The sequence below is a fragment of the Chitinophaga sp. genome (assembly GCF_035538455.1).
Lineage (GTDB): Bacteria > Bacteroidota > Bacteroidia > Chitinophagales > Chitinophagaceae > Chitinophaga.
Genome location: NZ_DATLKJ010000149.1, coordinates 1 through 10,940, shown reverse-complemented (window position 1 = coordinate 10,940; position 10,940 = coordinate 1). Strand labels below are relative to the sequence as shown.

10 protein-coding genes are annotated in these 10,940 nt (G+C 51.5%); 6 read left to right on the top strand and 4 right to left on the bottom strand.

The genetic code is table 11. The features are described 5' to 3' along the window. The first annotated feature begins 46 nt into the window (after positions 1–46). Positions 47–994 (top strand): magnesium chelatase ATPase subunit I, encoded by a 948-nt coding sequence (locus VM802_RS17670; RefSeq protein WP_325532908.1) that lies wholly within the window; start codon positions 47–49, stop codon positions 992–994. On the opposite strand, the gene VM802_RS17665 is transcribed toward VM802_RS17670, so the two are convergent. Beyond that, complete coding sequence (locus VM802_RS17665) at positions 984–1,178, bottom strand: hypothetical protein (protein ID WP_325532906.1); 195 nt, start codon at positions 1,176–1,178, stop codon at positions 984–986. The two genes, VM802_RS17670 and VM802_RS17665, sit on opposite strands and share 11 nt — an antisense overlap. Positions 1,179–1,194: 16 nt before the next feature. On the opposite strand from VM802_RS17665, the gene VM802_RS17660 reads away from it, so the two are divergent. The 4 genes from VM802_RS17660 to cobN are packed head-to-tail and all read left to right on the top strand — an operon-like array spanning position 1,195 to position 7,155. Beyond that, entirely contained in the window at positions 1,195–1,746 is a 552-nt protein-coding gene (locus tag VM802_RS17660) for a vWA domain-containing protein (RefSeq protein WP_325532904.1), read from the top strand. An 11-nt stretch (positions 1,747–1,757) separates the two neighbouring features. Continuing rightward, positions 1,758–2,345, top strand: coding sequence for a cob(I)yrinic acid a,c-diamide adenosyltransferase (locus VM802_RS17655; RefSeq protein WP_325532903.1), 588 nt, complete (start codon positions 1,758–1,760; stop codon positions 2,343–2,345). 25 nt (positions 2,346–2,370) lie between these two features. After that, a complete protein-coding gene (gene cobW, locus VM802_RS17650; protein ID WP_325532901.1) occupies positions 2,371–3,402 on the top strand; it encodes a cobalamin biosynthesis protein CobW in 1,032 nt (343 codons plus the stop codon). 12 nt (positions 3,403–3,414) lie between these two features. Further along, positions 3,415–7,155, top strand: coding sequence for a cobaltochelatase subunit CobN (cobN, locus tag VM802_RS17645; RefSeq protein WP_325532899.1), 3,741 nt, complete (start codon positions 3,415–3,417; stop codon positions 7,153–7,155). A gap of 3 nt (positions 7,156–7,158) precedes the next feature. Here cobN and VM802_RS17640 read toward each other — a convergent pair whose 3' ends face one another. After that, entirely contained in the window at positions 7,159–7,545 is a 387-nt protein-coding gene (locus VM802_RS17640) for a winged helix-turn-helix transcriptional regulator (RefSeq protein WP_325532897.1), read from the bottom strand. A 163-nt stretch (positions 7,546–7,708) separates the two neighbouring features. Here VM802_RS17640 and VM802_RS17635 point away from each other — a divergent pair, with 163 nt between their 5' ends. Then, positions 7,709–8,575 (top strand): SDR family oxidoreductase, encoded by an 867-nt coding sequence (locus tag VM802_RS17635; RefSeq protein ID WP_325532895.1) that lies wholly within the window; start codon positions 7,709–7,711, stop codon positions 8,573–8,575. 109 nt (positions 8,576–8,684) lie between these two features. On the opposite strand, the gene VM802_RS17630 is transcribed toward VM802_RS17635, so the two are convergent. Both VM802_RS17630 and VM802_RS17625 read right to left on the bottom strand, forming a co-directional pair. Continuing rightward, positions 8,685–9,371: a uracil-DNA glycosylase family protein gene (locus VM802_RS17630; protein WP_325532893.1), complete on the bottom strand. Its 687-nt coding sequence runs from the start codon at positions 9,369–9,371 to the stop codon at positions 8,685–8,687. Positions 9,372–9,395: 24 nt separating this feature from the next. After that, the coding region (locus VM802_RS17625; RefSeq protein WP_325532891.1) for an ATP-binding protein at positions 9,396–10,940 on the bottom strand (1,545 nt) is incomplete at its 5' end.

Below are 10,940 nucleotides of genomic sequence, written 5' to 3'. Positions count from 1 at the left end.
TCACCGGCGTGTATTGTATTATAGAATCTGTTAAAGAACATTTGTGATGAAACCATATTATCCTTTTACGGCGATATGCGGACAGGATGAATTTAAACTGGCGCTGTTGCTGAACGTAATTGATCCCTCCCTGGGCGGCGTACTGGTAATGGGAGATAAAGGAACGGGAAAAACCACCACAGTACGGGCGCTTACCGGACTTCTGCACAACAGCGTAGAGCCGTTCCCGTTCGTGAATCTGCCGGTAGGCGCTACGGAAGACAGAGTGCTGGGAAGTGTCGACCTGGAAATACTGATCAACGAAAAACGGGAACAGGTGCGCAAGGGACTACTGGCCGCTGCTCACGCCGGCATCTTGTATATAGATGAAGTGAACCTGTTGAATGATTATATCATGGACGTATTGCTGGACGCAGCTTCCAGCGGTGGCTACTACCTGGAGCGCGAAGGACTGTCCGCATGGCAGGACAGCCGGTTCATCCTGATCGGTACCATGAACCCGGAAGAAGGGGAACTCCGTCCGCAGCTGCTGGATCGTTTTGGCTTATGCGTAACCGTTAGTACTCCCGTAGATGCTGAGATCCGCGCCGGTATTATCCGGCGGCGGCTGGGGTACGATACCGACCCGCAGCAGTTTGTACACGCGTTTGCAGAAACAGAACGGCAGATGTACCGCAAGGTGCAGCACGCCCGTGGGCTGCTGTCGCAGGTAACCATTCCGGAAACATTGTATAAAGAAGTGGCAGACCTGTGCCTGGAGCAACGCGCAGAAGGACTGCGCGCAGATATTCTTATTGTGAAGGCCGCCAGGGCATTTGCCGCCTTCAATGATCGTTTGGCCGTAGGAGTAAGTGATATACACCATGTAGCCCCGCTGGTACTGGCACACCGCAGCCGCAATACGCCGCCGCGGTCACAACAGCGCAGCCGCGAACAGCAACCGCCATCAGCGGAGAAAGGAGAGTATCACACGGAAAAACGAATCACGATATAAACCACACCACTTCCCGACTGGAAGAATACCTGTTCCATGCAGCAGCTACACAGGCGAAGATTCCCCTGAAACCTGGCGCCATAGCAGCACGCAAGGGAGCAGCGGCAAAACTGCCCAAAGACGCGCATATCCTGTCGGGGGAAAAATCGGCAGCCACCACGCGCGTGGTAGACCTGCCAGCCACCGTAAAGCATTATCTCGTGCATCAGACCTGCGAGATCAAAAAACGGGGCATTCAGCAACGGTCAGCGCCGCAACTGGTCATCATGATCGACAGCAGCGCATCGATGGCAGCAGATCAGCAGATCAGCCTTGTAAAAGGACTGATAACCGGTATCCTGCAACGCTACCGCCATCAGAAACCACGTGTGGCCATGATTGCTTTGTCCGGTGGAAGTGCAGAGATCATCACGCCCTTTACCGGGAATATACAGCTGCTCATAAGTGCGCTCACTGATTTGCGTACCGGCGGAAAAACCAACATGCTCGCCGGTTTTAGGAAAGCGGCAGCACTGTTGCAGCAACAAAAGGATAACAGCGCACAGCATCTCTACCTGTTCACCGACGGAAGGATCAACGCCGGAGATACGCCCCGGCCAATGGAAGATGCTGCGGAGTTCTATAGAACGCATTTATCCGGGTTTAAAAGAAACACATTTATCATTAATACAGAAACAGGTTATCCGCGTTTAGGCATGGCCGTTACACTCGCTGAAAGATTGGACTGCCGCATGTTTGAGCCGGAACAATAAAATACAATGTTATGAAGATATATACCAGGAAAGGGGACCAGGGCACTACAGCCCTCTTCGGTGGCAAACGCGTATTCAAAGATGATGCCCGCGTAAACTGCTACGGCACGCTGGATGAAGTAAACTCCACCATCGGTTTGCTGCGCGCAAAGTTAGGCAACGACCATGCCTGGCAACCTGATCTGCATCGTATCCAGAAAGATATGATGGATATGATGTCGCACCTGGCGCGCCCTTCCGACTGCAAAAAGGAAAACACCAATCCAAAACCTGTAGACGGCGCCGCCTTCTGCGAACAATGGATCGATGAACTGGAAGCCGGTATAACAACGGCCTCCGACTACTTCCTGCTGCCCGGCGGTAACGAAATCTCAGCCCTCTGTCATGTGGTGCGCACGCAGCTTCGCCGCGGAGAAAGACTGCTGGTAACGCTCATGAAGGAAGATACAGTTGAAGATTACATCCCCGCCTACATCAACCGCCTGTCAGACCTCTTCTTCATCCTGGCCCGCGCTGAAATGGATAAAGCCGGCGTCACAGAAGAGAAATGGCAGCTGTTCCTCTACAAAAGAAAAAAACAACCATCCTCCAACGAATAATTCATCATCATTCAAAAATACTCCAATGAAAAAAGTACCTGTTACCATTATTACCGGCTTCCTCGGCTCAGGAAAGACCACCCTGATCAGTCATCTCCTGCGTAACAACCAGGGCCGCCGCCTCGCTGTTATTGTGAACGAGTTTGGCGCTATGGGAATAGACGGAGAACTGATCCGCACCTGCTGTGAAAATGAAGAAGATATAGTAGAGCTGAATAATGGCTGCCTGTGCTGCACCGTACAGGAAGAATTCCTGCCTACCATGCTGCAGCTCATGGAACGCAAAGAAAACATCGATCACATTATCATCGAAACTTCCGGCCTCGCCCTGCCCAAGCCTTTACTGCACGCTTTCAACTGGCCCGATCTCAAACCACAGATCACCGTGGATGCAGTAGTAACGGTAGTGGATGCCGTAGGACAAGCCACCGGCGAGATCTGTAACCGCGAGCTGGTACAGGCACAGCGCCTCGCAGACGACAGCCTCGATCATGAAACACCCATCGAAGAGTTGTTTGAAGACCAGCTGTCTTGCGCTGATCTCGTAGTGATGACCAAATCCGATCTGCTAGACGCCGCCGGCTTTGAGCAGGTAAAGGGCATTATCAGTAAAGAACTTCGTACAGGTGTAAAGGTGATATCGGCTGCTAAAGGCGTGGTGGACCCCGCTGTATTACTGGGTATCGGTGCCGCCGCAGAAGATGACCTCGATAGCCGTCATTCCCACCACGAGGAAGACCACGCCAACGGTCATCATGATCACCATCATCACGACGAAGACATTCAGTCATTCGTAGTCGATATAACGGCACCGCATACGCCGGAATCGCTCACAGAGAAATGCATCACACTGGTAAATGGCCATGAGATCTATCGTATCAAAGGTTTTATAGACGTCCCCGGTAAGCCGATGCGCATGGTATTGCAAGGCGTTTCACAACGTTTTGAGCACTACTTCGACCGCCCCTGGAAGCCCGGCGAAACAAGAAAGACATCGCTCGTAGTGATCGGTCACGATCTCGATGAAGCAGCTATCACCGCAGCATTATGTAACTAAAAAGTACCTGTCATGCACCTGATCGCAACAATACCTGGTGGCTGGAATCCCGGCAATGAAGGCGTTTTCATGGTAGAACAGCAGCCGGGAGACATCGTATTCCTCACGGCGGCAGACACCGAGATCAATGCCATGAATGCAGCATTTCACCGGTTGCAACAGGAGCGCCCGCTGCGCTCCCTGAGAATGGTAAACCTCGTGTTCCTCCGCCAGGAATTGTCCATAGACCACTACATAGAAAATGTGATCAGGCATGCAAAGCTGGTAGTATGCCGCCTGCTGGGCGGCCGCGGGTATTACGCCTACCTCGTGGAAGCCCTGGGCAGCTACTGCCGGCAATGGAACATACCCCTCATTTTGCTGCCCGGCTATGATGCGCCCGACCTGGAGCTGATGGAAGCCTCATCGGTAGACATAACAGTAACAGATAAAGTATGGAAGTACTTTTCTGCCGGCGGGCCGCATAACATGGAACAATGCCTGAAATACCTGCATCATACCTTCTTCGCAGCAGTCGGAGATTTCCTCCCGCCAGGATTCCTGCCCGAAGTATTCATCGCCCTGCCCGGACAGGAAGTGATGGACTGGCCCGCATTTGCACAGGTAGCAGATCTTTCCGCACCACTGGTGCCACTGATCATCTACCGGACGCATTACCTCGCCGGCAACACAGAACCGGTATCGTTGCTGTACACACAGCTCCGGCGCAGCGGCTGCCAACCTATGCCCATATACGTGTCCAATCTGCGGGACACTTCTTTGCTGGAAGAGCTGTATACATGGATGACCGGCAACAGTACTGTTACACCTGCGGTAATAGTAAACACCACCAGTTTCTCCACCAAATCGTTGCAGGATGATGAAGATGAAGAGAATTTCATCTTCTCCCGTATAGGCGTCCCTGTTATCCAGGCCATCTTTGCTTCCTGTACCCGCGAACAATGGGAGAATGGACTTTTCGGTCTGCCGCCCACCGATGTGGCTATCAACATTGCCCTGCCGGAAATGGATGGCCGCATTATCGCTACTGCCGTATCTTTTAAGGCAGACCGTGGCCGCGATCCGCTCACAGACAGCGGTATCGTAGCTTATGAGCCTTATGCACCCGGCTGTGAAAGAGTAACAGACATGGTAGCCGCATGGATACAACTACAGCAAAAAGACAATGCCGGCAAACGGATAGCGCTCATCATGCCCAACTATCCAAACAAAGACAGCCGCCTCGCCAACGGCGTGGGACTGGATACGCCCGCCAGCGTAGTCGCAATACTCCGCGCATTGCAACAGAAAAACTATCTCACAGGATCGTATATCCCGGAAACCAGCGAAGCGCTGATGGCCCTCCTCACGCATTACATCACCAACGATACCACTACCTTCTATAATCGTCCCTACCAGGTGTTCCTGGAAGAAGATGCCTTCATGCAATGGTATCGCCGGTTATCGCCCGCATTGCGGCAACGCGTGGAAGGGCAGTGGGGGCATCCGCAGAACGCCGCCTGCTACACAGAAGGACGCTTTGCACTGCCGGGCTGCATGCTGGGAAACATCTTCGTAAGCATACAACCGGCAAGAGGCTACAACAGCGATCCTAAAAGTATCTATCATAGCCCCGACCTGCCACCCACCTTCGACTACCTGGCCTTTTACTGCTGGCTGCATCTCGCCTTTAGAGCAGATGCCGTGATACACACCGGCAAGCACGGTAACCTGGAATGGTTGCCAGGTAAGAGTGTGGCGCTGGGAGCAGACAGCTGTTTCCCCGCAGCGCTGTTTCCTTTCCTGCCGCACTTTTATCCCTTCATCATCAACGACCCGGGCGAAGGCACGCAGGCCAAGCGCCGTAACCACGCAGTAATCATCGATCACCTCGTGCCGCCGATGGCCCGAGCCGAAAGCTATGGTGCACTGGCAAAACTGGAACAGCTCGTCGATGAATACTACGAAGCCGTTAGCCTCGATAATCGCCGCGCTGCACTGATCCGCAACAACATCCGCAACCTCGTGAAAGAAGAACACCTGCTCACAGATCTGCAAACAGATGGAAAAGATATTGATGAGCTGTTACTGAAACTGGATGCCTATCTCTGCGAACTCAAAGAAGCACAGATCCGCGACGGCCTGCATATCTTCGGCCAAACCCCCGGTGGAGAACAGCTGTGTAGCCTCCTCGCCGCACTGCACCGCTTGCCCGGCTCAGGATTACCCGGTATCACGCAGGCCATCGCACAGGACCTGCAACTGAACCTCGATCCGCTTAATTGCGATTATGCGTCGCCGTTAGCGATGGCCATTGGTGGCAATAGTTGCCGTACTGCCGGAGATGTGGTAGAACAGCTGGAAACGATGGCACTGGAGTATATCACAACACTGGTAAATGGAAATATTCCTTCCGCCGGAACCCATACCACCGCTGTATTACGCCGTGTCAAAGACGATACCCTGCCCCGCGTGCTGGCAACGCCCGATGAAATAGGCAACCTCCTCCAGGGACTGAATGGCGGTTATGTGCCTTCCGGCGCCTCCGGCGCACCCACACGTGGCCGCATACACATATTGCCCACAGGCCGCAACTTCTACTCTGTAGATGTACGCAGTATTCCCACTGAAACTGCATGGCGGCTCGGACAGAAAAGCGCGCAGCTGCTGATAGACCGCTACCTGCAGGAACATGGAGAATATCCGCAGCGTATAGGCTTATCCGTTTGGGGCACCGCCACCATGCGCACCGGTGGCGACGACCTCGCACAGGCATTTGCGCTCATGGGCGTACGCCCCGTATGGCAGAATGGCGGCCGCCGCGTCACCGATTTCGAAGTAATCCCGCTGATAGAACTAAGACGCCCCCGCATCGATGTAACACTACGTATCTCCGGCTTCTTCCGCGACGCTTTCCCGGATATGATCTCCCTCTTCAACGCCGCTGTAGCTAAACTGGTACTGCTGGATGAACCGCCCGGCCATAACCCCATACGCGCGCAATACCTCCGGGAGAAAGACAAATGGGAACAACAGGGACTGCCTGCCGCACAAGCCGCAGAATGGGCCGCTTACAGGGTATTCGGTTCCAAACCAGGCGCATATGGCGCCGGACTCCAGGCACTGATAGATGAAAAAAACTGGACCTCCCGCGAAGACCTGGCACTGGTATACATGAACTGGAGCGCATACGCCTACAATAGCCGCCAGCAGGGAGTGTCAGCCTACGAGCCATTCCGGGAACGGTTGTCGCATATCCAGGTGGTAATGCACAACCAGGATAACCGCGAACATGATATTCTTGATTCAGACGACTACTACCAGTTTCACGGCGGCATGGCCAATGCGGTGGAACAGGTGAGAGGGCAACAACCCGTTATGTACTTCGGCGATCATTCCCGTCCCGAAACCCCCCGCGTAAAAACATTGAAAGAAGAGTTACTGAAGGTATACCGCTCACGCGTAATCAATGAGAAGTGGATGGCCGGCATGCGCCGTCATGGCTACAAAGGCGCCTTTGAGATGGCTGCCACAATGGATTATCTTTTTGCATACAGCGCAACTACCGGAATAGTGGACGACTTTATGTACGAAGGCATCACAGCCGCTTACCTTTTTGATGAACAGAACAGCGCATTTTTAGAGAAAAATAACCCACATGCCCTGCAAGACATGACCTCCCGCATGCTCGAAGCAATGCAGCGCGGCCTTTGGAAAGAACCACAGGCAGATACAAAAGAAAAACTCACACAAATGTTATTGGCACAGGAGTAATGATCATTTTGCTGCAGACAGTTGCTTCTTCAGCTGCTTTTCCCTGTGCTGCGTGATCTGCTTCATATTGGCAAACGCCCAGCCGGCAAGGCCGTCAATATGCGGTAGCAGACTTTCTCCCATCGCCGTCAGCTTATATTCCACCCGGGGTGGTATCTCCGGATACGTCTTCCTGGATACCAGCCCGTCAGCCTCCAGTGTCCGGAGCGTAACCGTGAGCATCTTCTGCGAAACATCCCCGATCGTATTGCTCAGCTCATTGAACCGCATCGTGCCCTCGGAACCCAGTATAATAATCACCAGCACAGACCACTTATCCCCGAAACGATCCATGATAGTACGCACAGGACAGTTGGGCAGCTGCCAGAATTTTTCTGCTTTTTTTCTCATTTTATTACGCTGATTGTCAATAATAGTTTCTTCAAAGTAAGTAACGGAGAGGAAAGTGCCTTCTTGTCCGGTATCCCTGTTGTCTTTAATTTTAACTCTCCAAAAGTTACTGACTCTATAAAAGAGAGTCAGTAGCAAAAGTAAACAATTAAAACAGGAAAATATGATTTTAGTAACAGGGGCCACCGGCCATTTAGGTAATGATGTAGTACACCACTTATTGAAGAAAATACCCGCATCTGAAATTGCAGCATTGGCAAGAGATACAACCAGGTTAACCGCACTGAAAGAAAAAGGTGTGGAAATACGGCCGGGAGATTACAATGATTATGATTCACTGGTGAAAGCATTCAGCGGCATCGATAAACTCTATTTTGTGGCCAGCAACGATATTCCCAACCGGATGCAGCAACACATTAATGTGGTGAACGCTGCGAAGGAGGCCAACGTAAAACACGTAGTGTTCACCAGCTTCCAGCGCCGCAGAGATAGCGGTACGCCCATCGCCTTCATCTCCGACGTATACCTGGAAACAGAAAGCCGGCTGAAACAATCCGGAATCACCTACACATTAATGAAGCACGGTCTTTATGCAGATGTATTACCGTTTTTCCTGGGAGACAGTATCCCTGAAGATGGCATATTCACACTACCTGCCGGAGATGGTAAGGTGTCCTTCGCATTGCGCAGCGATATGGGCGAAGCCGGTGCACATGTACTCACCACCACCGGCCATGATAACAAAACATATGAAATATCCGGTAACACCGCTTTCTCTATTGCTGACGTTGCCTCCATCCTCAGCGGACTCGCCGGAAGGGAAATCCGCTATGTTTCCCCAACGCCGGAAGCCTTCAGGCAGCAACGCATACAGGCAGGTCTTCCGCCCGAGATAGCCGCGATGGTTACCAGCTTCGGAGAAGCCATCAATGAGCGCGAATTCGATTTCCCCGACACTACCCTCGAAACATTCCTGGGACGGAAACCTACACCACTCAAAGACTACCTGAAAACAGTATACGGACTGTGATTCATTTGATTTTTTTGATTTTCCTGATGAGCGAAGATTATCATCTGTTAAACTTAATAATCTTCTACATAATCTTCGCTCATCAGGAAAATCAAAAAAATCAAATGAATCACAGTCCGAACTCGGTCAGGTACTTATCAATATACACTTGTTTGGTCTTCGTCTTATACTGCATCACGTATCTGGGATGCTCCAGCGGCACTACTTTCCCGAAGAATTTTTCCTTTTCGTTCAGTGCCTGGAAGAAAGCGGCATTCTTACCAGTACCCATTACAAAGCAGATATCTTTGCTGATATTCCATTCCAGCTGTTCACGCATGCTGCTCACGATAAAGCCGTAAGCCGCTTTAGTGAGGGCGGCGCTGTCGTAGTAGTTATAGTTAATCTCTTTGCCATCGTCTTTAATCGCGGTAAAACCCAGCGGACAAACAGCACTGATGTAAAAGTCCCGGTAGAATTTTGCAACACCGCCATACGCATCTATCACATCATATACAAATACAGAAGAAGGTTCGTGTGTTTTAAAGCCGGGGACCTGTATGCCGCATTTTTCAGCCATCCGCTTGGTATCCGTGAAAGGCACACCTGTAGCGCCGGAGCCGAGACGCCCCGGGTTAATACCGAGTATCATGCGTCTGGGATGCTGGTCGTCGTAGAACTTCTTGTAAAACTGCGTCATGATCTCCGGAATATCCGGATTCTCACGGAACGGATTCAGTACTTTAATACCTGCCGGCAACTTCCCTTCAAAATGAAGCTGTTTATTATACCGGATGATCTGATCTGCTAATGTCATACTGCAATATAATGCAATAGTCTTTTACACCAGCAGTCCGTGCGAATTGATCTTCGCCAGGATATCCTCTTCGCGGTAAGGCTTCATGATATAGTCATTCAGGCCGCTGCGCATGTATTGTGCAATGTCCTCTTCCATCACATTCCCGGTGATGGCAATGATAGTAATACTCGCTTTTTTCTGATCAGGCAGCTGCCTGATCTTGTTCGCGAATGCAATACCATCCATACCGGGGAGGTCAATGTCGGTAAGGATCATGTCAAAGTGTTCGCGCTGGTAGTGTTCGAGCGCTTCCTCTGCTGTGCCGGTGATTACATGAGATATCTGTAACCTGTTTAGCAGGAGGGCAAGCAATTTCTGATTAAGTACACTATCTTCTACTACCAGCAGCTTTACGCCTGGGGCGACTGCAGATGGTACGGAGTTTTTCACGGGCATTGTAATTTTTATAGTGCTGGGTGTATCGTTCACTTCCTGGTATCTGATCTCAAAATAAAAAGTAGAGCCTTTCCCCGGTTCACTCTTAACGTTAATAGTTCCCTGGTGAAGATCTATGATCTTTTTCGTAATGTGCAGGCCAAGGCCGCTGCCTTTGGATACGCCGTTGAAGCCCTGCGTGAACGCATCAAAAAGCGTAGGCAGGTCTTCCGGGCGAATGCCGGTGCCGGTATCTTTGATCGTTGCCTGCAGCAGTGTGTTCTCACGCATCTGCGCGGTCACGCTGATCTCTCCCTTGTTGGTGTATTTAATGGCATTGGCCACAAGATTCATAACCACCTGCTTCAGTCGGAATACGTCACCATATACCTGCAGGCCGGTAGGGAAGTAGATGTTGGTGGTCAGCAGCAACGATTTCATACCCGCCTGTATTTCCAGGCTTTTACATACCTCCTCAATTGCTGCGCGGGGAGAAAACTTTTCACTGCGCAACTCCGGCTTGCCCGTCTCCATCTGCGAATAGTCCAGTACATTATTAACCACAGACAACAACATCTCCGCAGAGTCTCGTATAGCCGATACAGTTTCCCCCGGATGCTCGCGCTCCAGCTGGCCGGTATATCCCAGCAGGGAATGAATAGGCGTGCGTATCTCATGACTGATAGTAGACGCAAACTCGCTCTTATGGCGCGCCTGCTGTTCCGCCTGTCGCTTGGCACGCAACAGCGCCAGGTCATAACGGTAAAGACGTGCAATCACATATATAATGATACCCGCCAGCAACAGCATCAACGGTATCTCCCAGTAGCTGTGCTTATCAATGCGATAGAGCGACAAATTAATATCACGGCTTAACTGAGTACGCTTCTGTTCTGTTTCCTGGAGCGCATTCTGCTTGAGTTGCACCAGCAACTGCTGCAGGGTGGTGAAGAGCCGCTGATTAGCTACCACCAACGCATATTCCTTCCTGTTGAGGTTAGCATGACTGCTGATCGCTTCCCGTATCAACCGCTGGTAGTTGTTTTTCATCTGCCGCATCGAATTGGCCGTAAAAGCCGGCGCGCTCTGCATCGTATCCACACTCCGCTTCACCACACGCGTTTCCTGTCTAGTCTCCTGAGCGGACGTTTT